Origin of the sequence: Coleofasciculus sp. FACHB-712 (assembly GCF_014695635.1) — a bacterium.
Classification (GTDB): Bacteria; Cyanobacteriota; Cyanobacteriia; order Cyanobacteriales; family FACHB-T130; genus FACHB-T130.
Genome location: NZ_JACJOQ010000583.1, coordinates 1 through 23,015, shown reverse-complemented (window position 1 = coordinate 23,015; position 23,015 = coordinate 1). Strand labels below are relative to the sequence as shown.

General features: G+C 48.9%; 19 protein-coding genes and 1 pseudogene. 13 read left to right on the top strand and 7 right to left on the bottom strand.

Going from position 1 to position 23,015, the window contains the following annotated elements:
- The first annotated feature begins 384 nt into the window (after positions 1 to 384).
- From H6F50_RS21165 to H6F50_RS21150, 4 genes are all read left to right on the top strand, one after another.
- Positions 385 to 1,476, top strand: a complete 1,092-nt coding sequence (locus tag H6F50_RS21165; protein WP_190430223.1) for a cytochrome c oxidase subunit II — start codon at positions 385 to 387, stop codon at positions 1,474 to 1,476.
- Between the two features lie 131 nt (positions 1,477 to 1,607).
- Complete coding sequence (gene ctaD, locus H6F50_RS21160; RefSeq protein WP_190410977.1) at positions 1,608 to 3,371, top strand: cytochrome c oxidase subunit I; 1,764 nt, start codon at positions 1,608 to 1,610, stop codon at positions 3,369 to 3,371.
- An 83-nt stretch (positions 3,372 to 3,454) separates the two neighbouring features.
- Positions 3,455 to 4,084, top strand: a complete 630-nt coding sequence (locus H6F50_RS21155) for a heme-copper oxidase subunit III (protein ID WP_190410978.1) — start codon at positions 3,455 to 3,457, stop codon at positions 4,082 to 4,084.
- 201 nt (positions 4,085 to 4,285) lie between these two features.
- Complete coding sequence (locus H6F50_RS21150) at positions 4,286 to 5,113, top strand: pentapeptide repeat-containing protein (RefSeq protein ID WP_190410979.1); 828 nt, start codon at positions 4,286 to 4,288, stop codon at positions 5,111 to 5,113.
- Positions 5,114 to 5,178: 65 nt separating this feature from the next.
- On the opposite strand, the gene H6F50_RS27305 is transcribed toward H6F50_RS21150, so the two are convergent.
- Entirely contained in the window at positions 5,179 to 5,592 is a 414-nt protein-coding gene (locus H6F50_RS27305; RefSeq protein WP_242029141.1) for a DnaJ domain-containing protein, read from the bottom strand.
- The gene (locus tag H6F50_RS21145; RefSeq protein WP_242029140.1) at positions 5,573 to 7,072 is read right to left on the bottom strand and encodes a hypothetical protein; all 1,500 of its coding nucleotides are present in this window, start codon (positions 7,070 to 7,072) and stop codon (positions 5,573 to 5,575) included. Before H6F50_RS21145 ends, H6F50_RS27305 begins: the two co-directional genes overlap by 20 nt.
- Before the next feature lie 440 nt (positions 7,073 to 7,512).
- On the opposite strand from H6F50_RS21145, the gene H6F50_RS21140 reads away from it, so the two are divergent.
- Positions 7,513 to 7,809, top strand: a complete 297-nt coding sequence (locus tag H6F50_RS21140; protein WP_190430222.1) for an HNH endonuclease — start codon at positions 7,513 to 7,515, stop codon at positions 7,807 to 7,809.
- Between the two features lie 11 nt (positions 7,810 to 7,820).
- Here H6F50_RS21140 and H6F50_RS21135 read toward each other — a convergent pair whose 3' ends face one another.
- Complete coding sequence (locus tag H6F50_RS21135) at positions 7,821 to 8,699, bottom strand: tetratricopeptide repeat protein (RefSeq protein WP_347276205.1); 879 nt, start codon at positions 8,697 to 8,699, stop codon at positions 7,821 to 7,823.
- Positions 8,700 to 9,075: 376 nt separating this feature from the next.
- On the opposite strand from H6F50_RS21135, the gene H6F50_RS21130 reads away from it, so the two are divergent.
- Together H6F50_RS21130 and H6F50_RS21125 are read left to right on the top strand one after the other, a co-directional pair.
- On the top strand, positions 9,076 to 11,121 hold the full coding sequence (locus H6F50_RS21130; protein WP_190430220.1) for an elongation factor G: 2,046 nt from the start codon (positions 9,076 to 9,078) through the stop codon (positions 11,119 to 11,121).
- Between the two features lie 99 nt (positions 11,122 to 11,220).
- Positions 11,221 to 11,409 carry a DDE transposase family protein gene (locus H6F50_RS21125; RefSeq protein ID WP_190430219.1) on the top strand — a complete coding sequence of 63 codons (189 nt, stop codon included), beginning with the start codon at positions 11,221 to 11,223 and terminating at the stop codon, positions 11,407 to 11,409.
- Between the two features lie 49 nt (positions 11,410 to 11,458).
- Here H6F50_RS21125 and ctpC read toward each other — a convergent pair whose 3' ends face one another.
- The 4 genes from ctpC to H6F50_RS21105 all read right to left on the bottom strand — a co-directional run bounded on the left by ctpC (position 11,459) and on the right by H6F50_RS21105 (position 16,588).
- Positions 11,459 to 12,742 carry a carboxyl-terminal processing protease CtpC gene (ctpC, locus tag H6F50_RS21120; RefSeq protein ID WP_190410985.1) on the bottom strand — a complete coding sequence of 428 codons (1,284 nt, stop codon included), beginning with the start codon at positions 12,740 to 12,742 and terminating at the stop codon, positions 11,459 to 11,461.
- 256 nt (positions 12,743 to 12,998) lie between these two features.
- A complete protein-coding gene (ispG, locus tag H6F50_RS21115; protein WP_190410986.1) occupies positions 12,999 to 14,225 on the bottom strand; it encodes a (E)-4-hydroxy-3-methylbut-2-enyl-diphosphate synthase in 1,227 nt (408 codons plus the stop codon).
- A 410-nt stretch (positions 14,226 to 14,635) separates the two neighbouring features.
- Positions 14,636 to 16,081 carry a phosphoglucomutase/phosphomannomutase family protein gene (locus H6F50_RS21110; protein WP_190430218.1) on the bottom strand — a complete coding sequence of 482 codons (1,446 nt, stop codon included), beginning with the start codon at positions 16,079 to 16,081 and terminating at the stop codon, positions 14,636 to 14,638.
- A gap of 147 nt (positions 16,082 to 16,228) precedes the next feature.
- Complete coding sequence (locus tag H6F50_RS21105; RefSeq protein WP_190411053.1) at positions 16,229 to 16,588, bottom strand: hypothetical protein; 360 nt, start codon at positions 16,586 to 16,588, stop codon at positions 16,229 to 16,231.
- Between the two features lie 241 nt (positions 16,589 to 16,829).
- Here H6F50_RS21105 and H6F50_RS21100 point away from each other — a divergent pair, with 241 nt between their 5' ends.
- The 6 genes and pseudogenes from H6F50_RS21100 to H6F50_RS26610 form a co-directional block, all read left to right on the top strand.
- A complete protein-coding gene (locus H6F50_RS21100) occupies positions 16,830 to 17,669 on the top strand; it encodes a photosystem II manganese-stabilizing polypeptide (RefSeq protein ID WP_190410988.1) in 840 nt (279 codons plus the stop codon).
- 417 nt (positions 17,670 to 18,086) lie between these two features.
- Complete coding sequence (locus H6F50_RS21095) at positions 18,087 to 18,863, top strand: RNA polymerase sigma factor SigF (RefSeq protein ID WP_190410989.1); 777 nt, start codon at positions 18,087 to 18,089, stop codon at positions 18,861 to 18,863.
- A 211-nt stretch (positions 18,864 to 19,074) separates the two neighbouring features.
- Complete coding sequence (locus tag H6F50_RS21090) at positions 19,075 to 20,049, top strand: hypothetical protein (RefSeq protein ID WP_190430217.1); 975 nt, start codon at positions 19,075 to 19,077, stop codon at positions 20,047 to 20,049.
- Positions 20,050 to 20,087: 38 nt separating this feature from the next.
- Complete coding sequence (locus H6F50_RS21085; RefSeq protein WP_190430216.1) at positions 20,088 to 20,369, top strand: hypothetical protein; 282 nt, start codon at positions 20,088 to 20,090, stop codon at positions 20,367 to 20,369.
- A 172-nt stretch (positions 20,370 to 20,541) separates the two neighbouring features.
- Positions 20,542 to 21,825: a histidine--tRNA ligase gene (gene hisS / locus H6F50_RS21080; RefSeq protein WP_190430215.1), complete on the top strand. Its 1,284-nt coding sequence runs from the start codon at positions 20,542 to 20,544 to the stop codon at positions 21,823 to 21,825.
- Between the two features lie 122 nt (positions 21,826 to 21,947).
- Positions 21,948 to 23,015, top strand: a pseudogene (locus tag H6F50_RS26610) (hypothetical protein); the annotation flags it as partial.

Genomic DNA, 23,015 nt, shown 5'->3' with positions numbered 1-23,015 from the left:
CTAAATCAAGTATTTCATTGTAAAAAAGAATACTGGTATTCAAAGAGAAAACCGCTAGAATCCAGAAGCAATCTTCTAGCTCTAAATCCCGAATCCCTGACAGGGCGGGAGACGCCTCCCAGGATTCATCCTAGCGGAAATGGCTTTGTCTGCTGGTACCTTTCCTGAAAATGGCGGCGATCCCAAAAAAATTCCAAAAGATAACTCAGATTGGCTCACCTTTATGGGATCTCTGCCTTACCGTGGTTAATGAGGCTCTTACTGATTTCCTAAGATCGAACACAAAGGCAGCTTCACTTCGAGGCAGTCTAGATAGACCAAATCGGTCTGGGCATCAGCCCACACTGTTTTGTTTAGAATTGCACCAAATCCAAGACAAAGCCCGTGAAAATCCCAAGCTCGATATTAACTTTACTGGTTGGCATTGTGCTGACCCTTGTCAGCCTGTGGTACGGTCAAAACCACGGTCTTTTGCCGATAGCAGCCTCTGAGGAAGCAACCCTAATCGACAGGCTGTTTAACGCGATGATGACCATTTCCACAGGTCTGTTCCTGCTGGTTCAGGGAATAATTATCATTGCGGCAATTAGATTTCGGCAACGTCCTGGCGATGATACGGACGGGCCACCCGTGCATGGCAACGTTCCCTTAGAAATTTTGTGGACGGCGATTCCAGCGGTGATCGTCCTGGGAATCTCGATCTACAGTTTTGAGGTTTATGGTCAAATCGGCGGACTGAATCCGATGGATCATTCGGTTGCTCACGCTCCGAGTCATCAGCAGGTTGCCAAAATGCCTGGAGCGGCGATTGCAGCTACCTTAACAGAGGCTGAAAACGCCACGGACACTGAAAATCGCAATCAGCAGCTGCAAGATAAAGTCTTAGAAGACCCCGCTACGGCAAAAGTCCGCAAGGAGCTTCCTCAACTGCGGGATTCAGCCGATGTAGGCGTAACTTCCGGTCGCATTGGTCCCACACCTGACAAGCAAGGTCAAGATCCAGAATTTTATGTGAATGTTACGGGTCTACAGTTTGCTTGGCTTTTTAGCTACCCCGGAACCGATGTGACAGCGGGCGAATTGCATCTTCCGCTTGGACGGGAAGTGAAATTGAACATCTCGGCAAATGATGTTATACACGCTTTTTGGGTGCCTGAGTTTCGCCTCAAGCAGGATGCGGTTCCAGGACGCCAAACTGAGCTGCGGTTTACACCCAACAGACTCGGTGAGTATCCGCTCATTTGTGCGGAACTCTGTGGTGCTTATCATGGAGTCATGAAGACAACGGTCATTGTTCAGACCCCCGAAGATTTCCAGAATTGGCTTGCCGAGCAGCAAGAAGTTGCCAGTTCGGAGGCTCTCGATCGGGCGGTGGCAGTAAACCCCGCAGAACGCTCAGATGCTGAGTTTTTGGCTCCCTACGCCAGTGAAATGGGGATCGATGCCGAAACTCTACACCCTCTCCACCACCACTGAGTAAGAGAGTGATGAGTGTTGAGTGTTGAGTTGTGAGTTAAAAAAGTTCTCGTAAAAATCTTTTATTTAATTCAAAACTCAAAATTCAAAACTCAAAACTCTTCTGACCCCCCTTAACTTCTGAATTTGAGATGACACAAGTAGAGCTTCAAGAAAAAGCAAATCTACCAGCCCACGGTGAACAACCGAAGGTAACGCATTGGCGAGAATACTTTAGCTTTAGTACCGACCACAAAGTGATTGGGATTCAATACCTGGTCACGACGTTTATCTTTTATTTGATTGGTGGAGTCCTGGCAACAGCCGTTCGCACGGAACTGGCAACCCCAGAGTCCGATTTTGTCGCCCCAGATGTTTACAACAGCTTATTTACGGTTCACGCGACGGTGATGATCTTCTTGTGGATCGTGCCTGCGGGAACCGGCGGCTTTGGGAATTACCTGGTGCCCTTGCTGATTGGAGCAAGGGATATGGCGTTTCCGAGACTGAATGCGATCGCCTTCTGGATCATCCCACCGGCCGGGTTGCTGCTGTTGAGCAGTTTCTTGGTCGGGGCACCCGGTGCGGGTTGGACTTCTTATCCCCCCTTGAGCGTTGTTAGTGGCAAACCCGGTGAAGCGATTTGGATTCTCAGCGTCCTGATCCTGGGAACCTCTTCGATCCTGGCAGCAATCAACTTTCTCGTCACCATCTGGAAGATGCGGACGCCAGGGATGGGGTGGAATCAAATGCCCTTGTTCTGCTGGGCAATGCTCGCCACTTCTGCATTGGCTCTCATCGCTACGCCAGTCTTAGCAGGGGCACTGATTCTATTATCCTTTGACCTGCTGGTGGGTACGTCCTTCTTTAACCCGACCGGGGGGGGCGATCCCATCGTGTATCAGCACCTATTCTGGTTTTACTCCCACCCGGCGGTCTACATCATGATCCTCCCCTTCTTCGGGATGATCTCAGAAATTTTGCCGGTTCACGCCCGCAAGCCGATTTTTGGTTATAAGGCGATCGCTTATTCCAGTCTGGCAATCAGCTTTTTGGGGCTAATCGTCTGGGCGCACCACATGTTTACCAGCGGCACCCCTGCCTGGTTGCGGATGTTTTTCATGATCACCACAATGGTGATTGCTGTCCCTACCGGGATCAAAGTATTTAGCTGGTTGGCAACCATTTGGGGCGGCAAACTGCGCCTGAACAGCGCCATGCTGTTCGCAATGGGCTTTATCTCCATGTTTGTCATCGGCGGCATCAGTGGCGTCATGGTGGCAGCTGTGCCCTTTGATATCCACGTTCACGACACCTACTTTGTCGTGGCTCACCTGCACTACGTCCTCTTTGGCGGCAGTGTTTTCGGCATTTATGCCGGATTCTATCACTGGTTCCCCAAGATGACGGGGCGGATGCTGAACGAAACTTGGGGCAAAGTTCACTTTGTCCTGATGTTGGTTGGCTTCAATATGGCATTCCTGCCGATGCACAAGCTAGGTCTAGAAGGGATGAACCGACGGATTGCTTCGTATGACCCGAAATTTACCACTCTCAACGTGATCTGCACGATTGGGGCATACATCCTCGCCGTCTCCACCATTCCTTTCATTGTTAATGCCTGCTGGAGTTGGATAGCGGGTCCCAAGGCACCTGATAACCCCTGGCAAGGACTGACCCTAGAGTGGATGACAACCTCGCCCCCGCCACCGGAAAACTTTGAGAAAGACCCAGTGTTAGCCACTGGGCCTTATGACTATGGGATGGGCGATCGCCGCACTCAAGTAGAGGTGCCCTTTGACGAGCCTCGAAATCCAGTCTTGGCTGCTGGCCCTGACTCGGCTCTCCGTGCCGATCCCGATCCCGCAGTGGCGGTGAATCCCGATGACCGCCAAGGAGAAAGTCACAATCGGTAATGGTAATCGGTAATCGGGAAACGATGACCTATTACCGATTCTCCACTACCCATTACGTATCCAACTCTTTCTAGAGGAGATTCATGCAAGGTTCAACGATTGACCCAGCGAAAACTGCCCTCAACTATCACCACAACTCAGAAGCGACTGTGGAAGCCCACGGCGTAGAACATCATGATTTCCGCATCCAGGGGCTGATTGTGTTTCTGATTGCGGAAGGCATGATCTTTGTCGGCTTATTTACTGCCTATCTCGCCTTTCGCGCTGTGGCACCCAGTTGGCCCCCGGAAGGAACGCCAAAGTTAGAGCTATTACTGCCCGGAATCAACACACTGATTCTGATTTCTAGCAGTTTCGTGATCCACAATGCGGATACTGCCATCAAAAAGAACGATGTGGCAGGTTTAAGGACTTGGTTTGCCGCAACTGCCTTAATGGGAGCGATTTTCCTGGGGGGTCAGGTTTACGAGTATACCCATTTGGAATTTGGCCTCAGCACTAACTTGTTTGCCAGCACGTTTTATGTTCTGACTGGTTTCCACGGTCTCCACGTTCTTTTAGGACTAGGGGCGATGATTGCTGTTTTGTGGCGCAGTTTAAAACCCGGTCACTACAGCAGCGAACACCACTTTGGCGTTGAAGCCGCAGAGATTTATTGGCACTTCGTCGATATTGTGTGGATTATTTTGTTCACCATCCTCTATCTGATTTGAATCTTTGTTTTTGCTTTTTTGACAAAGCTTGCCCCCAATTGGGGGCTTTTTTATGAGGAAAAGTTACTCTACTGATTGGAGGCGGGAAGGAGTCCTAAAATTTTAGATTTGGGGTTTGGGATTTTGAGTTAAAAATCTTAGACAGTCAGCGACTTTCCCGATTGAAAATCATGCAACTGTTCCGCAAATTGGTATGAATCGATGGACGCAGATGAACTACTGAGGAAATATGTAGAGGGCGAAAGAGATTTTTGTCTAGCCGACCTAAGTGGAGCCGACCTGAGTGGGGTAAATCTCAGTCAGGCGGATTTTAGTGGAGCCAACTTAAAAAAAGCTACCTTGAGTCGAGCGATTCTGAGCCGATGCACCCTAGCCGCAACCCACATGGAGGAAGCCGACTTGTGTGAGGCAGACTTGCGTAGAGCCGATTTGAGTGGAGCTGAAATGTTTGGAGCCTTCTTAATTGCAGCCAACCTGAGTTTAGCCGACTTGATTGGCACCGACTTGACGAAAGCCAATTTGAGTTTAACCGACTTGATTGGAGCTGACTTGATTGGAACTGACTTGAGTGAAGCTAACTTGAGTTTAGCCGACCTGCGGGGAGCTGACCTGAGTGGAGCTAATCTGAATGAGGCTAATCTGAGTGCATCCCATCTCTATGAAGCTGACTTGAGCGAGGCCAACTTGGAGGGAACGAACTTCCGGAGAGCGCTCTACAACGAACAAACTAAGTTTCCCGAAGAGTTTGATCCAAAACTAGCAGGAGCATTGTTGATTGCCCCGAATGTATTGCTGGCAGGGCTAGACCTGAGTAGAGCGAACCTTCCTGGGGTTAATCTGCGTGGAGCTAACTTGAGCGGTACTAACTTGAGCAAGGCAGATATGGTTTGGGTAGATTTGAGTGGAGCCAATTTGAGTGGAGCTAATTTGAGTGGAGCCAATTTGAGTGGAGCCAATTTGAGTGGAGCCGACCTCAGCGAAGCTAATTTGAGTGGAGCCATCATGCCGGATGGCAGCCTTCACGACTAGGTCAGATCAAACAGTGAGAGATTAGACAAGACTCGTAGGGCGAATCTCTGAAAGGATTTATGCTGTTAGCGATCGCTCCATTGTTTCTCAAACTGGGCATAAGCTTGATTAATTGCCTGCATTTGAGCTTGGGCATTGGTAGAAGGATTAACATCAGGGTGATACTGCCTTCCCAAACGTCGGTAAGCACGCTTAACATCATCAGCATCAGCGTTCCTTTCCACGCCTAAAACTTCCCACCATTCCCCAGATGGCACTGCGTCAAGTGTAGATTCACTCACGCCACATTTTTGCCAAATTTTCAGTGTGTTCTTCTCACCGCCACTCACCAGCGTCTGTCCATCGAAACTGAAAGCAACAGGATGACGCCCAGGCAGAGTATCCAGCAGTTCTCCATCTAGGTTCCAAAGTTTGATAGTACCGTCTCGGCTGCCACTGGCGAGGGTTTTTCCATCAGGGTTAATAAGCGATAGAAACAACCCCAGATGAATGTCCTGTAAGAGTGCGAAGCAATTCTCCAGTCTGGAAATTCCACAACTTAATTGTCGCGTCTCCACTCCCACTCGCTAGAGTCTTTCCATCCGGGCTGAAGGTGACAGAAGTAACCCAGCCTGAATGTCCGATAAGGATGCGATGCTGTTGTCCACCGCTCAAATTCCAAAGCCTGATAGTTTTATCAGCACTTCCACTAGCAATAATTTGGCTATCAGAACTAATCGCAACAGACAAAACCGCGTCAGAATGTCCATTAAGAGTGCTTCTTAGTTTTCCCGTATAGGCACCCCAAAGCCTAATCGTTTTATCAGCGCTGCCACTCGCAATAATTTTTCCGTCAGGGCTGAAGGAAACTGAGTAAACAAAGCCCGAATGACTGTAAGAGGAGTTTAAATAAAAGAAGGTGCGGAGAAATTCTTTTTTAGGCAGATTCCAGGTAGTAATTTTTTGGTCAAAACTGCCACTGGCAATCGTTTGACCATCTGGGCTAATTGCCACTGAAGAAACTTCCTGTCCTTGCCCAAAGAAGTTAAAAATCTGTTTTCCAGTCTTCAGGTTCCACAGGGTAACGATTCTATCATCACTGCCACTAGCAATCGTCCGATCATCGGAGCTGATGGCAATAGAATTGACTGAGGCTGAATGCTCTTTTAGGGTGTGTATGCATTTCCAACCTTGAGGTTCCTGAGACTCAATTTTTGTCAATCCTGGTGCCATCTTAGGCTGAGCAAATTCCGGTTGAGGTAACGGTGTTTGATGAGTAGAAATTTTAGGCCTTACAGAGGGATTTAAATTTGGGTGAAATGTAGAAAATTTGGATGAAATATTTTTATAAGGGGCAGAATAATATAGATTGAAAACAGTCTTCGCTGGTATTTTTGCTTTTAGCGCCTTCAACTCGTCTTCAATTTCTAGTGCGGCAAATTTTTCCTCTAAAATATCACCCGATAACTTCTTATCTAGCGCTGCTAATTCTAGCTCTAGAAGAGCATTAGTATAAGCTTCTTGCCATGATACTTTCTCTTCCATCCGCTCGAAAGCTTGATATGCGGTTTCCCCGCTTCCAGAGCCGTCAATCAGCTTCAATAAACCGTAAACTCCCAGCCCAAAAACTGCACCTGTTGCCGCAAAAGAACCCATACCAATTCCAACCGCTGTTCCCTTGAAAGCTAATCCCATGCCGCCAAAAACAGAGGAAAAACCTGCGCCGCCTACTGCACCAATTCCCATCGAACCTAAAGCGAAAGCATCTCCTTCTCCTACCGCTTTGAATGCTCCATAAGCAGCAGCACCAGCAACCGCGCCCGCTGCTGTAACGGGTGCCATGCCAATTCCAACTGCTCCGAATCCTCCGACTAATCCCATCCCACCAACTGCTGCGGAAACTCCAGCACCCGCCGCCGCGCCTCCGGTAACAAATGCAGCACCTGAGATAACATCATCTTGTTTATGGGTTTGAAACATTGCTTTTTTTGCTAGATGGCTGGGATAATTTGGCAACTGGAAGTTTCCTTATATACCTAGCACAAGCAAGTTTAGCCTTAAATCGTATTTTTACTTAATTTTAAATTTGTTTACAACAAATCCAATTAGTATTTGTTGCTATCTGAAATTATTTGTGAAGGCAAAAACAGTGTATTGAACCGCAAAGACACAAAGAACACGTTGGCGTTCGCGTAGCGGCGCGGATGTGCTTAGCCTGTGCGTTAGCGAAGCGGCTCTGAAAGAGCTAGCGCTTAGGAAGAGACAAAGAGGAACTGATTGGTTCACAAAGGAAATAGATTGCTATAGTCTCAATTTCATTGACGTTATGTTTTTAGTGAATAGCACATGAAAAGCGCCTCACTTTTTTCATCGACATATAATGATGTTAGATAGTCTTGAGTTATAAGCCTTATCAAAAAATGCAGTGTGAATTGTGTGAAAGAGAAGTGGAGCGGTTGACCGTCCATCACTTGATTCCCAGGCAGAAAACTAAACGGAAAAATGAAGATCCAGGGCCGACTGCAAAGATATGTTCTGCCTGCCATCGGCAAATACATAATTTATTTGACAATACGCGATTAGCCCAGGAACTTAATTCTTTGGATAGGCTGAAGGATGAGCCGCAAATGGAGAAGTTTTTGTCTTGGGTGAAGAAGCAAGACCCGAATAAGCGCGTTAGAGTGCATCGGGGAAACCATCAAAGATTAAAAAACTAATTTTTAATGGTTTAGGGGTTTTGCGATCGCTTTAATAATTCCTCTGCATTAGAAGCCCACTGGGTATTCCCTTGGGCAGTGTAAAGCTGTTTGGCATATTGCAAAACTTGCTGGGCGTCACTGTAACGACCTTGGCGCAGGAAGACTAACCCAGCAGCGTAGTAGGCATTGGGGTAGTTAGAATTAGCCTCTGCTGCCTTGCGAAAGGCGGCGAGAGCTTCGTCTAAATTCCCCTGATTCATCAGGATGGAACCGAGATTATAGTGGGCTTCTGGATATTTAGGGCTGATTTTAATGGCTTGCTGGAATGCCTTTTTTGCTTCGTTCAGGTTGTTTTGTTGTAGATAAGCGAGTCCCAAATGATAAGCAGGTTCTGGTGCGTTGGGACTCAACTGCATCGCTTGTTTAAAAGATGCGATCGCTCGTTCCTCATCTCCCTGCTGTTCCCTTACCAAACCTAGATTGTAATGAGCAACTCCCAACTGTGGGTTGAGTTCCAGCGCCCGTGACAAATAATCACCTGCCTGCTGCAAGTTGTTTCCCTCAAGCAGTGCTGCACCCAAATTGGCATAGGCGAGAGCAAAGTTAGGATCGGCTTGAACTGCTTGGTAAAAGGCATCCGCTGCTGGCTGCAATTGCCCCACCTGACGCAAAGCCAGCCCCAAGTTGTAATGCGCGGGTGCCAGTTTGGGGTCGAGTTTGGCGGCTTGTCGAAAAGAGGCGATCGCTTCTTGTGTTTTTGCTTGACCGATCAGCTGGAGTCCCTGATTCATCAAGTCTACCGCCGATTGAGCTTGAGCAATTTGTACCGGCGTCGCGGGTGTCCCAGCCACCGCTGGCGTCATCCTCCCACCCAGTAACAGTATTAACCCTCCAGCTATCCATCTCATCTGCTGGTACGTTCTCATTCTCCGTGTCACCTCTTTACAATTGTTACGTTTGTCGCCCACCCATTCAGATTTTCTTCTAACAAATTTGCGGTTATTTGTTGCATATATTCATAAAATTTATAGCTAATTAATACTGATTCATTCAACTTAAGTTTTTGCTGGGTTTGCTTTAAAAGAAATTGCAATTTCTCAGTCATTGCCCCTAGAACGCGCTAACCTCACATTCAGGGATACAAAATTCCATCTAACTGTTAACAGCGATCGCCATCGGCACGGGAGGGCAAAAATTCTCCGGGAGCTGCCAATGGCATCAATCCCGTATACCCATGCGATCGCTCACATCTCTACATCTTTTTTATTTTGTTGGGGGTGAATCATGAACGAAAAAGTCATGTCCGGGGTACGCAATGTTGCAATTGTTGGCCCCTATTTAAGTGGCAAAACTACGTTACTGGAAAGTTTGCTTTTCGTCACGGGTGCGATTTCCCGCAAAGGTCGCACTTCAGACGGTAACACGGTGGGAGATAGTTCCCAAGAGGCACGCGATCGCCACATGAGCGTGGAAGTATCAACTGCCAGCACCGACTACGACAGTGTCCGCTTCACCTTTGTCGATTGTCCCGGATCGGTTGAATTTGCTCAAGAAACTTACAATGCTCTAATTGGCGTTGATGCAGCAATTGTCGTGTGCGAACCCGTAAGCGATCGCGTCATGACTCTCGCGCCTCTATTTAAATTCCTCGACGACTGGGAAATTCCGCACCTAGTCTTCATCAACAAAATGGATCGGGCGAACAACAACTTCATGGACGTGCTGCACGCCCTAAAAACGGTCTCCAGTCGCCCCGTGATCCCACACCAGTATCCTATTGGTCAAGGCGAACAGCTCAGCGGCTTTATCGACCTGGTGAGCGAACAAGCTTATCACTACCATCCCGGTGCCGCCGCCGACCCGGTGCCGATGCCAGATAACCTCAAAGAGCAGGAACAAGCCGCCCGTACCGAAATGCTGGAGGAATTGGCAAATTTTGACGACCACCTGCTAGAAGAACTGCTAGAAGAAATTAACCCGCCCCAAGAAGAAATTCTCCAAGACTTGAAGATGGAGTTAGGGGCAGATTTAATCGTGCCTGTATTCCTGGGCGTTGCCGAGCAAGATTACGGAGTGCGACCGTTGCTGGAAGCGTTGTTGCGAGAAGCACCCGATCCATCCACCACTGCCGAACGTCGGGGAATCGTTCTCCATGCCGATGCCCCCCTCGCACAAGCGATTAAAACCTATTACACTCCTCAAGGCGGGAAAATCTCCCTGGTGCGGGTGTGGCAGGGCACGTTGACTGATGGAATTGTCCTCAATGGCGTTCGGACTGGTGGCTTGTATCGTCTGATGGGTCAGCAACAACAGCCGCTGACTTCAGCCGAAGCCGGTGAGATTGTCGTCTTGGGACGCTTAGAGGGAATTAAAACAGGCGATACCTTGACCGCTTCCGGCGACCCACTGGCGACCGAACTCCCCAAAGCCGAGCAAATGGCACCCGTTTTTGCTTTAGCGATTACGCCCGAAAAACGCAACGATGAAGTTAAACTCAGCAGCGCCATCACCAAGCTGCTAGAAGAAGACCCCTCCCTAGCTTGGGAACAACACGGAGACACCCACGAAGTCATTCTTTGGGGTCAAGGTGAAATTCATCTGCAAGTTGCCCTCGACCGACTGCGGCGCAAGTACAACCTGCCAATGACGACTCACCTGCCCCGCGTGCCCTACAAAGAAACCATCCGCAAACCCGCATCCTCGATTCACGGGCGCTACAAGCACCAAAGTGGCGGTCACGGACAGTTTGGTGATGTTTATCTGGATATCAAGCCGCTGTCGCGTGGCGAAGGCGTTAACTTCAGTCAAACAATTGTCGGTGGCGTCGTACCGAGACAGTATATCCCTGGCGTTGAGACGGGTGTTCGGGAGTATTTGGTACATGGCCCCTTGGGCTTCCCCGTGGTCGATGTAGCGGTGACGCTGACGAATGGTTCTTACCACTCGGTTGATAGTTCCGAACAAGCGTTTAAACAGGCAGCCCGGATTGCGATGCAGGAAGGAATGCCCAAGTGCGAACCAACGCTCCTAGAACCGATTACCGCGATTCAGGCGTGTGCCCCAGCCGAATTTACCTCTAAGGTTCTCCAGCTAGTCAGCGGACGTCGGGGACAAATTCTCGGCTACGAAGGGAAGTCAGATTGGCCCGGTTGGGATTGCATTTCTGCTTACTTACCCCAAGCAGAGATGCACAATTTTATTGTGGAATTGCGATCGCTTACAATGGGCGTCGGCTTCTTTCACTGGAAGTACGACCATCTCCAAGAAGTTCCAGACAAGCTGGTTGAACGCGCGATCGCAACTTCTGGAAACGGCAACGGCGCACATTAACTAGAAAAGTTATGAGTTTTGAATTTTGAATGAATTGCTCATCATTCAAAACTCATCACTAAGCTACTCTTCAAGGCGTTTTTTGCAAATCTTCACCGAATGACTGCTACACAAATCTGGTATATTGTCAAGCGCCAAGAAGGAAAATGCGAAATCCTCTCCAGCGAACAAGTCGAAGGAGAGGATAAATCAGCTTTTGTGGAACGATGGGGACCATTTGATTCTCAAGCGGAAGCGATCGCTCGTCGCGTCGGCTTAATTCGCGCTGGAAAGTGCCAACCCCAATAAGTTATGAGTTTTGAGTTTGGAATTTTAACTCAAAACTCATAACTCAAAACTATTTCTGCGCCTGGTTCCCTCGCTGGGCGGCAATCCTCTGATTCAGCACTTCCAGCGCTTTAGCGTATTGAGGATCGTCAGCACTGCCGATTTTATTGCGATCGGCTTGCAATGCCTTGCGCTGCTCTTCCGTCATTTCCAGCACCACATCCGGCTTGATCCCCGCCTGATTAATATCGCGCCCGTTGGGAGTGAAATACTTAGCGATCGTCACCGCTAGTCCCGAACCATCCCCCAGCCCCCGCACCGATTGCACCAAGCCTTTACCAAAGGTTTTTGTCCCTACCAAAACAGCTCGCTTGTTATCCTGCAACGCCCCAGAGAGGATTTCACTAGCACTCGCCGAGCCGCCATCTACCAACACCACCAACGGTTTATCTGTGAGGGCGCGATTATTCGCTTTCTCTCGCTCCCTTTCGCCCTGACGATCCACCGTTGAGACAATTGTGCCGTCTTTTAACCACATCTGGGCAATTTCAATACTGGCGTAGAGTAATCCACCTGGATTAGAACGCAGATCCAGAATGTAGCCATTTACCTTCTGCCGTTCTAAACCCTTAATCGCATCTGCCATTTCCTTAGCAGCATTGGCGCTAAACTGATTCAGGCGAATGTAGCCTATCTCACCCGTAGGACTGTTCTGCTTGCTAGAGCGCACCGGATGGATTTCAATCCGCGCTCGTTTCAGAGGAAATACTAATTCCTTTTCGCCCCGCTGAATGGTCAAGGTTACTTGCGTTCCTGGTTGTCCTCGGATCAGGCGCACAGCATCATTGACATCCATGCCCTCGGTACTCTTGCCATCAATTTTAGTGATAGTGTCCTTTGCCAGAACACCAGCCTTAGACGCTGGTGTATCTTCAATTGGCGCAATAACCGTTAGCTTTTTCGATTTCTCATCTTGAGCGAGTTGAATGCCAACGCCAGTTAATTCCCCAGAAGTATCAATCTGCATGCTCTTGAACTCTTCCGGGTCCATGAAGCGGGTGTAGGGATCGTTCAGCTTTTTCAGCATCTCCCGGATCGCCTCATAGGCTTCCTTCTTGCTGGGGTAAGACCGATTCAGGTAGTCTTTACGAACTGACCGCCAATTGACTTTATTAAAGGTGCCATCTACGTAACTGCGGTCAATAATCTGCCATACTTCATCTACAAGTTCCTTGGGACTTTCACGAAAAAAAGCCTGACCTTGAGACAGATGAATACCAGCGCCCGTAACAGCAACAGTCGATAAAACCAGTGCTGTCGCACCGAGAACGAGCCCGCGTTTTGTAATTACCATGATCCTTTCTGAGCCGGGGGGAAACTACTGCCAAGGAATTACGCTAACTCTAGCACAGGCCATATATGGAAGCCGGAGAGCGCAATTATTTATCCAGCTGCACTAAGTGCAAGTCCGGAAGTAGAGAGTTTTGAGTTTTGAGCTGTAAAAACGCGATTTCTCGCGATTGAGTTTTAAATTAATGCTTTCCTCAACACTTATTATTTTGTGAGTTTTGAATTAACTTTTGTCTCGACACTCACCACTCAGCACTTACTTAAGGATCGACCCAACGTCCATCTGCCTTAATTAAATTAATCAACTCTTCAACTCCTTGAGACTCTGGCACTTTTTTGATTTCTTCTCTGCCACGATACAGAGAGATGTAACCGGGCTGTTTACCAACATAACCATAGTCGGCATCCGCCATTTCTCCGGGACCATTGACAATACATCCCATGACTGCTATGTCCAGACCTGTAAGATGTTTGGTGGCTTCCCGCACTTCGTGCAGCACTTCTTCTAGATTAAACAATGTCCGCCCACATGAGGGGCAGGCGACATATTCCACCATCGTTTTCCGCAATCCCAGAGCTTGCAGAATGCTGTAGCAAACGGGAATCTCTTTTTCCGGTGCTTCAGTGATTGAGACTCGAATCGTATCGCCAATCCCATCAGCAAGCAGAGGCGCAATGCCTGCGGTAGACTTAATCCGTCCGTATTCGCCATCACCCGCTTCAGTGACGCCCAAATGCAAGGGATAATCCATGCCTAGCGCATCCATCCGCTGTGCCATCAGACGATAAGCGGCTAACATCACGGGCACCCGCGAGGCTTTCAGAGAAATTACCAGGTTCCGGAAGTCGAGAGATTCACAAATTTTGATAAATTCTAGGGCAGATTCCACCATCCCTTCGGGGGTATCGCCGTAGGAAAACAGCATCCGTTCAGCAAGAGAACCGTGATTTACCCCGATTCGCATTGCCTTACCCTGATCTCGCAAGGAAACTACCAGGGGTTCTAAAGTTTCGCGGATTTTTTCGCCAATTTCATCAAATTCGGCTTGGGTATATTCCGTTCTATCCGCTTTTGGCTTTTCAAATACATACAACCCTGGATTAATCCGCACCTTATCAACGTGCTTGGCAACTTCCAAGGCAATCTTCATGCCGTTGTGATGCACATCAGCGACCAGGGGCACTGGTTGATAGGTTTGAGCTAATTTATGCTTGATTTCCGCTAAAGCTTTGGCATGACCGATACTTGGCACGGTAACGCGGACAATTTCGCAGCCAATCTCGTGCAGGCGGCGAATTCCGGCAACCGACCCATCAATATCAAGCGTGTCTTCATTAATCATCGACTGCACTACCACTGGGTAGTTGCCGCCAATCGTGACATTTCCCACCTTGACGGGACGAGTTTTGCGCCGCTTGATAGTGGTTTCAAAGGAGGGTTGACTGGAAGATGCACTGGTAGTGCTTGGATTGGGCAGGGTTTGCATAACCTTTTGTTTAATTTTGGCTTTCCTCTCTGTTTCTCAGATTGCCACAGAAAGGAGCAAATTTGGCTAAGTCCGTTTTTATCTGTTTATATCTGTTTAGTAGTAAGGAGGGATATTGTCAGCAGCAAGCCAACCGTTTTGACAGTCTCTATATCAGTGCTAAAATATACAACTTATATCCGTCTTTATATTGAATAGGAAAACCAAGACTTATATAAGCAAATGATGCAATTCTTTGGCATTCCGCATTCCTAATCATGAACCAAAAGGAGTGTTTAAAGTGTCTGGTTTACTCAGCATTGAAATTTATTTTTGCTTATTCACAAAAAGGAATCGGCTCAAGTTTGAGCCGATTCCTTTTTGTTGCGAAACTACGGACATTGGGTACCGAGCTAGATACTTTGTAGGGCTTAAACTGAATTCGCCCACTTGTTCGCCCACTCTAAGGTGTGATGAACTTGTTTCAGCGTTGGCGCTTCGCAGTACAACCGCAAAACGGGTTCGGTTCCGCTGAAGCGAATCATCAACCAACTATCATCGGCTAACCGGAACTTATAACCATCAATCGTTAGGCAATCAATTACCGACCGACCGGCAATCTCAGTTAAGGGTGTATTTTGTAATTGTTCTAGCAGGCGCGATCGCACTTCCATACTCGCTAATGGTAGGTCAATGCGGTCGTAGGCAGAATGAAAGCCAGTTTTCTCCTGCAAGCGCTGGTAAAGATCGCTGAGATCCATTCCTGATTGCGCGATCGCTTCTAGCAGATACAGCGCTGACAACAGCCCATCCCGTTCTGGAATATGATTGCCGTAGCCAATCCCTCCCGACTCTTCACCACCGACTAACACCTGAGTCGTTAGCATCCGGTCGGCGATGTACTTGTATCCAATAGGCGTCTCATACACTGGCAGATTGTACAGGGAGGCAACGCGGGGAAACAAGTCGGAACCACTCACCGTTTTCACGACTTCGCCCGTCAATCCCCGCCGAGATGCCATGTGTTCGATCAAAATTGGGATGAGGATTTGGGAACTGAGGAAATTTCCCTGTCCATCGACAGCCGCAATGCGATCGCTATCTCCATCAAATACAAACCCCACTGCCAACCCATCACCGCTGCGGCGTCGGTGAGTCCGCATCTGCCGAAACATCTGGGAAAGGTAACGCGGCAAAGGTTCCGGCGCACTGCCACCAAATAAAGGATCGCGAGAACTATTAATTTCCTGGATTGGCGTTTGCAGCAGTTGCTCTAGTCCTGTCGCAGCAGCACCGTGCATCACATCAGCAAAGACAGCAAGTTTCTTTTGGGCGATCGCATCCTGAATGCAAGTAATATCCACTTTCGCCCGTAGCGCTTCGCAGTAATTGGGCCACGGGTCGAACATCTCCAAGCTTCCCGCCATCGTCGAGTCAGGTGACGGTTCCTTCTCTAACAACGCTTCAATCTGCTGAGTAATTTCCGGGGGTACCGATCCTCCAAATGCACCCTTGACTTTTAACCCTGAATATGCTCCGGGATTATGACTAGCGGTTATCACCAAAGCTCCCAAAGCTCTCCGTTGATAAGCCGCCCAGCTGAATGCCGGTGTGGGGGCATAACTACTGCTCAGCAGCACCTCAAATCCGGCTGCTTGCACGACTTGGGCCGCTTTACGGGCAAACGTTTCCGCCATAAAGCGCCGGTCATAACCCACAATAATTGTGCGGCTACCCGTCGTCTCGCCATAGACATTTGCCAGGACTTGTGCCGCCAACGGTGCTACCAAAGCCACCCGCTCAAACGTAAAGTCTGCGGCGATGATGCCTCGCCAGCCATCTGTACCAAACTTAATCGGATTAACAGCAACCGGCATAAATTAAGCAGGGGGTTAGTGTTCAGAGATTGCATTAATAACTGGAGGATCTTAGCATTTGTTGTACTCTATAGCCCAATAAAGATTGACAACTTCACACGCCTAGAGCCACGCCAGTGAAAGAGTTTTGCCTTCAACCGTGTAACTTCAACCAGGCTGAGGTGGGTGAGTTTCTGACTCCAGTGGTAGAGGGTGTGAAGAATTGGGCGATTCTGCGGCTGAGAGCTTTTCCAACAGCGATCGCACCTTCATGCGCTCAATATAGGGCCAGCCGCCTTCTTCTTCCATATCCTTCAGCAGGGCATATAGAGCCTGACGATTATCCGGTAAAGACGCTTGAAACACAGTATCTCGAATCTCACGATGCCAACTTTCTAACGCCCGCAGCAACGCCAACAGAGCCAGAGTATCCCCCTGGCAAGTCTGTGCCAAAGCGCGAACAGAAGTAGCGATCGCTTGCAGTTCCGGCTTCAAAAGCCCCAATTCTAAATTCTGATCGCTGTTCACGCCATCCCCTTTACTCCGTTTGATCAACTCAACTTTAACCGAGTCTTTCACTGACTGGAATGGTCAATTTACACTGAGCTTCAGGATAAAGGCAACACAAAGCCTTGTAAAATTCACTGTAGAGATTCTGAGCCGAACCATTCCGAGCCTGATTAAGAATTTCACTTTTGTCTGTTGTAACTTAAGCCCAATATCAGATTCTACTGGTAGGGATTCCTAGATTAAATATTTGAGGTTGACCATGAGGTATCGCGCTTTCATTGTTGCCTTCCTAGCTTTGTGCTTGGGAGTATTAACTGCTTGTAGTGAAGGTCCAGCAGCTGCGACCAGTGTTCCCACTCCACTCACTTACGACCAAATTCGAGGTACCGGGCTTGCGAATAACTGCCCGCAACTGTCAGAAACGACACGCGGTGCCATTCCCATTCAGCCTGGACAGTCGTATGCTTTGACGAATCTGTGCCTACAGCCAACCAGCTTCTTTGTCAAAGAAGAATCTACAAACAAACGTCAATCCGCCCAATTCGTTCAGGGTAAGTTGTTGACCCGGTTTACTTCTAGCATCGACCAGGTGCTGGGTAAATTGCAAGTTGATCAAGATCGTCGTTTGACCTTTATTGAACAGGATGGTCTCGACTTCCAAGCTATTACCGTCCAGCTACCGGGTGGTGAGCGAGTACCCTTTCTATTCACGATCAAAAATCTGGTTGCCAAAAGCCAGCCAGGAATGGACAGTATTAACACCTCGACTGACTTTGAAGGCGAATTTAACGTTCCCTCCTATCGGGGAGCAGCTTTCCTCGATCCCAAGGGTCGCGGTGTTGTCACTGGTTATGACAATGCAGTAGCACTCCCCAGTCAAGCCGATCAGGAAGCACTGACACGTGCCAATGTGAAGCGTGCTGAAACCCTCAAGGGCGAAATTTCTCTCCAAGTCGCTAAAGTGGATAACGCCACAGGTGAAATTGCCGGTACCTTTGAGAGCGAACAGCCATCCGATACCGATCTGGGCGCTGGTGAAGCTAAGGAAGTGAAAATTCGCGGCATTTTCTATGCTCGGATTTCACCAGACCAGGCTTAAATCTGCTCGTTAGCACCGAGCCACGCTGCTTGGCTTTGCTTGCAGGTGAAGAAAAGGGGTTTGGAACCCCTTTTTTCTTTTCCTTAGCAAGGTCAGCATCTGCTGTTTAATCCTTCTGCCTACACTCCGCAATCATGTGAGTGATTCCCACAAGAGAGTTTCTCGGTGAAAATGCTGTTGTAATTGACCAGGTTCAGAGAATAAACTGAATTTTGAAGCGAGGAAAAGAAAGCAACTTATCGCAATTTGGGGAAAAGGCTACATTCCTGGGCGTTTCCCCAACTGCATTTGTTCGCTTTCCGGCTTAAAGTTTTGTTATCGCAACCTATGTTTAGTATCACAGCACCCACTTCAAAAACAGAATATAACTGAAACAAACGTTTTTAACCGGGCCACTCTACCAACTGAACTTCGTATATGTATAGCACTGCCACTCCTGAACTGAAGCATGAAAGCTTACGGCTGTTGCGAGAGTACCAGCAAAATCGTTTAGATACTGTTCGCAATCAGCTGGTAAAACTGAATTTTGGATTGGTGAGAAAAGAAGCACATCACTGGACTAATCAATGTACAGAAAGTTACGAAGACTTGCTTCAAGTCGGCTGTTTAGGCTTAATTCGAGCAATTGAGCGCTTTGACTTGTCCAAGGGTCACGCCTTCAGTTCCTTTGCTATCCCCTACATTCGCGGAGAAATTCAGCACTATTTACGGGATAAAGGCGGCTCATTCCGCATTCCTCGGCGTTGGGAAGCACTGCACTATCAGGCAGTTTCTTTGACGCGGTATTTCCAGCAGAAGTACAACCGACCTCCTACCGATTCAGAGGTGGCAGCAAAGCTAGAAATTTCACAGGCAGAATGGCAGGAAATCAAGTTGGCCTTTCAAAACCGCGAACTTGTAAGTTTAGATGTACCCCTAGGGGATGGTTCGGAAGGTGAAACTTGCTTAGGTGAAATCGTCCCAGACCCGCAATATCGGAGTTTTCAGTTAGCGCAAGAAGACCAGCTTCGCCTGCAACAAGCTTTAGTTCAGCTAGAAAAGCGAACCCGCGAAATCTTGGAATTTGTTTTCTTACACGACTTAACGCAAAAAGAAGTTGCAGAACGCTTAGATATCAGTGTTGTGACCGTTTCTCGACGGGTCAAAAAGGGACTGGATGCACTGAAAAAGTCAATGGTTGGGATTGACGATTGATTCTTCCAACAACCGGAAACTGAGATTCCCGATTCTTTGAAGATAAGGAACACAAAAGCGATGGATCGATCTCTGTCCAGTAAACTGAATATATAGATGGGTGTTTTTGCACACATTTAATAAAATAAATTATCCGCATATATTTAGAACTGTTGAAAGCAAACAGGGAATTTCTATGGGCGGATGCAGGTAAAGCTCTGGGAGACTGGTCATGCGTCAACATTCATGGATTGCGTTTTTGGGAATACTTGCTGTGTTAGCGGGGGGATGTTCACAGGGAGAGGATACGGCTGTAGCTCCTAGCCCTAGCATTGTTCCAGTTCCCGCTCCGTCTGTTTCACCAACAGCCCCGCCATTTACCGAGCCTCCGACAGTTACCCCAAAACCGCCCCTTCCTGGGCTTTCTGGCTTGATTCCATCTACGAACTCTGATGCACGGCTGCGAGAAATTCAGAAAGGGCGGCAAGATCCGTTTGCACTTGTTCCCCTGAAACCAATTGTGGAAGTGACACCAAACGAGACGGGTTCGGGTTCGCCTCCCCCTCCGTTTCCGGCTCCTGGTGTAGCTCCTCCTCAGGGTTTGACTCCTGGGCGTCGAGTGATTCCCGTACCGCCACCCCTGCCCCCTGTCAGACCTTCCAGAACCGCTGGAGGCGGAGGGAATGCTGGCAGTCGGGGGAACGCAGGCGGCAGGACGACGATACGCCCCACTACCACTCCAGGTGCTAGAAATGGGAATGGGGCGACTGCGGGTAGGAGAAACACTCCACCTCCGGGGAACAGAAACCCTCTAGCTCCACGTAGCCCGATTGTTATGGCTCCTCGGATTCCAGCTCCCGCGCCACTTCTACCTAAACTGCCACCGCTACCAGAACCAAACTTGGCAAGAAGTGTAGAAGTCACAGGAGTGGTTCAGGTTGGTGGTGAACCTCAGGCAATTGTGAGGGTACCAAACGAGCCAAGTCGCTACGTTGGAGTGGGACAGCGCTTATCCAATGGACAGGTGCTAGTCAAGCGGATTGAAGTCAATAATGGTGCTAGTCCGGTAGTGATTCTGGAGCAATACGGCAGAGAAGTTGCCAGACGGGTTGGGGAAAAACCAGTGGCAACGCCCGATCAACCCGGTACACCGACGGCTGTTGCTCCTGCTAAGGAGCCAGGAATCAATGGCTCTCCTCAAGCTTAAACAAGTACCACGATTCAGTTGTTGTAGGAGTTGAAAGGGTGCAGACTGCTGGAGGAGAACGCCTGCGGTATGAAATTCACTTCCCTGGATTACCCTTAGCGGTATATCGGGAAATTGCTGCCCATTTGCGTCAGGTGGGAGGGGTAGACACAGGTTTGGTTCCCCAGCCTTCGGGGCAATCGTTCGACTATTATCAAAGCCAAATTGGCGGCTTGTGGATTCAGTATGCAGAAGATGCTGATTCATTGAGTCGCCAATGGGTCACGCAGATTTTGGACTACTATAGTCAGCGCTATTGCCCTTGGGAGGAAAACCAATAATTTTTGGATTTTAGATGAGATTAAATCTAAAATCTAAAATCTTTAGTGTCATGAAGTTATCGTCATCGCAATGACCTAATCCCCTACCCCCTTTCCTATCAGGGAAGGGGGTAAAGTTAAACTCCAGGGGGTGAAAAATTTATGACACGCACTAGAATCAAAAATCTAAACCATGGGAAGCTTTCAAGCGATAAAGGGAACGCGGGATATTCTGCCCGAAGAAGTCGGGTACTGGCAATGGGTAGAATCGGTCGCACGGGATATTCTAAGCAGAGCAGCTTATCAAGAAATTCGCACCCCGATTTTTGAGCTGACGACGCTATTTGAGCGTGGGATTGGCGAAGCCACAGACGTGGTCGGGAAGGAAATGTACACCTTCAGGAGTCGGGGGAAAAATCCTTATTCCATGACTCTGAGACCGGAGGGAACGGCTGGGGTCGTGCGCTCTTATATTGAAAACGCGCTTGATGTCAAAAGTGGGATTCAGCGCCTCTGGTATTTGGGACCGATGTTTCGTTACGAAAATCCCCAGAACGGACGACAGCGGCAATTTAACCAGCTGGGTGTAGAGGTGTTGGGGACTGCCGATTCGAGGGCAGATGCAGAGGTCATTGCGATCGCTACCGATATTCTGCAAACCCTCGGTCTAAAAAATCTCCGCATGGATATTAACTCAGTCGGAAATCCTGAAGATCGACAGCGTTACCGGCAAGCACTGGTAGATTACCTGACTCCCTACAAAGAAGAGTTAGACCCAGATTCGCAGGTACGGCTGAGTCGCAATCCCTTGCGGATACTCGATAGTAAGGATCGGGAGACGCAAGCAATTGTTCAAAATGCTCCCAGTATCTTGGATTATCTGAGTGCAGATTCTGGTCGTTACTTTGAGCAAATCCAAGCACGTCTGGATGATTTGGGGATTGCTTACCAACTCAATCCGCGTCTGGTGCGCGGTCTGGATTACTACACCCACATTGCCTTTGAAATTATCTCGGACGACCTGGGAGCGCAAGCAACTGTCTGTGGTGGCGGACGCTACGATGGGCTGGTAGCAGAACTAGGGGGACCCAAGACACCCGCAGTGGGTTGGGCAATGGGCTTAGAACGCTTGATCATCCTGTTGCAACAGCTGCAAGAGGTACCCGTCCCGACGTTGGATTTTTACGTTGTTTCCAGAGGCGAGAAAGCAGAATCCCAAGCTTTACAATTGGCTCAAAAATTACGTCAAGCTGGGTTTAGCGTGGATCTAGACCTGAGTGGAAGTGCTTTTAAAAAGCAGTTCGCTAGGGCTGACCGTAGCGGTGCAGTTGCTTGCTTGGTTTTGGGAGAAGAGGAAGCAGAGAACCAAACTGTCAAGCTGAAGTGGATGGCATCGAAAGAGCAGAGTGCGATCGCTCAAAGTGAATTATTAGGAACGATCGAGGAACTGCGGCAGCAGATTAAAGTAAAAAGATAACAAGAATATGAAGTATGAAGTGTGAAGTTTGGCGTGTAATAATACGTCACACTGTCTTTCAGCCGCGCCTCTAATAACTTCATCCTTTATACTTCATCCTTTATGCTTGCTGCTTGCCTCCTATGGAATACTGGCAATTTCTAATACAACAAGAGGGTGATTCTTCCTGGCTCTCCCTAGAGACGCCAAGTGTGGAAATCCAAGAAGGTCGGTATCGGGTGGTTGCTCACTCCAGCCGTCCCAACACCGAGGTGGAAATTCGCATCACCTATGACAGCACTGAGGAAGTTCCCCCCAAGCGGCGGTTTCAGAAGCGATCGCGCCGCACCAACGCCGAAGGCTTGATGGTGGTCATTCCCTTCACCTATCTCAAGTCGGGGCGCTGGGAGTTGCGCTGCTCTGGCGATATCATGTCAGATTTCCTCGGCAACACTTGGCAGCAGGCAATTCAATTCCAGGTTTTTCCAACCACCCCGGCAGATGCAGATGTCGATTTAGTTGGACACATGCGACCCGTTTGGAGTGCCCAGGTAGGTGTCGCCACCGAAACCGTCCAAGAATCATCCGCAGGTTCTGCCGCTGACCGCCCCGTTAACCCTGCCCCGACAACCACTGAAACGCTCACCGCCGACGTTGACCTTCCGAATCCAGTGCCTCCTTCCCCAGAGGACGAATCAGTGACAGAGGCGATGACTAATGCTGGCTGGGAAGAAGACGATGATGAGGCAGTCAATGAATTATTCCTCTCTTTCGGGGCATCGGAGGCACAAAGATGGGAGACGGCACTCAACCGCACCCCTCCAAAGGCGGCAGTGCCCGTCAGCCGCCTCGTAGAACACTCGCTACAAATGGTGGACGAAATCTTACAGGAAGTCGTCGATCCCGTCTGGCAAGCGTTTGAGCCGACATCTACGGCTCGTGGAGCTATCCCGCAGAGTGAGTTTTCCCGCGATTCCTTAACGTCTCCCCCTGTCAGTAACTCGTCGGAGCTTTCCTTTGCTGCCGCCGGAAGAAGTTACTCAGCAGAAACTGAGCCACCTGAAATTGATGAAGCACCGATCCGACTGACCCTCGATCGGGAGACGCTGGTCGTGCGTCGAGGAGAGCTGATTGCCTTCAGCGGACAAGTAGAGATCCTAGACAGTTTTAGGGATTTGCATCTTTTGCCGCCAGACGTACTGCGAATTGAA

What these genes read in the sequence shown, in the direction of transcription:
- ctaD (WP_190410977.1), top strand. Translation starts at nt 1,608, where the DNA reads ATGACACAAGTAGAGCTTCAAGAAAAAGCAAATCTACCAGCCCACGGT.
- H6F50_RS21155 (WP_190410978.1), top strand. Translation starts at nt 3,455, where the DNA reads ATGCAAGGTTCAACGATTGACCCAGCGAAAACTGCCCTCAACTATCAC.
- H6F50_RS21150 (WP_190410979.1), top strand. Translation starts at nt 4,286, where the DNA reads ATGGACGCAGATGAACTACTGAGGAAATATGTAGAGGGCGAAAGAGAT.
- H6F50_RS21145 (WP_242029140.1), bottom strand. Translation starts at nt 7,072, where the DNA reads ATGTTTCAAACCCATAAACAAGATGATGTTATCTCAGGTGCTGCATTT.
- H6F50_RS21140 (WP_190430222.1), top strand. Translation starts at nt 7,513, where the DNA reads ATGCAGTGTGAATTGTGTGAAAGAGAAGTGGAGCGGTTGACCGTCCAT.
- H6F50_RS21135 (WP_347276205.1), bottom strand. Translation starts at nt 8,699, where the DNA reads ATGAGATGGATAGCTGGAGGGTTAATACTGTTACTGGGTGGGAGGATG.
- H6F50_RS21130 (WP_190430220.1), top strand. Translation starts at nt 9,076, where the DNA reads ATGAACGAAAAAGTCATGTCCGGGGTACGCAATGTTGCAATTGTTGGC.
- H6F50_RS21125 (WP_190430219.1), top strand. Translation starts at nt 11,221, where the DNA reads ATGACTGCTACACAAATCTGGTATATTGTCAAGCGCCAAGAAGGAAAA.
- ctpC (WP_190410985.1), bottom strand. Translation starts at nt 12,742, where the DNA reads ATGGTAATTACAAAACGCGGGCTCGTTCTCGGTGCGACAGCACTGGTT.
- ispG (WP_190410986.1), bottom strand. Translation starts at nt 14,225, where the DNA reads ATGCAAACCCTGCCCAATCCAAGCACTACCAGTGCATCTTCCAGTCAA.
- H6F50_RS21110 (WP_190430218.1), bottom strand. Translation starts at nt 16,081, where the DNA reads ATGCCGGTTGCTGTTAATCCGATTAAGTTTGGTACAGATGGCTGGCGA.
- H6F50_RS21100 (WP_190410988.1), top strand. Translation starts at nt 16,830, where the DNA reads ATGAGGTATCGCGCTTTCATTGTTGCCTTCCTAGCTTTGTGCTTGGGA.
- H6F50_RS21095 (WP_190410989.1), top strand. Translation starts at nt 18,087, where the DNA reads ATGTATAGCACTGCCACTCCTGAACTGAAGCATGAAAGCTTACGGCTG.
- H6F50_RS21090 (WP_190430217.1), top strand. Translation starts at nt 19,075, where the DNA reads ATGCGTCAACATTCATGGATTGCGTTTTTGGGAATACTTGCTGTGTTA.
- hisS (WP_190430215.1), top strand. Translation starts at nt 20,542, where the DNA reads ATGGGAAGCTTTCAAGCGATAAAGGGAACGCGGGATATTCTGCCCGAA.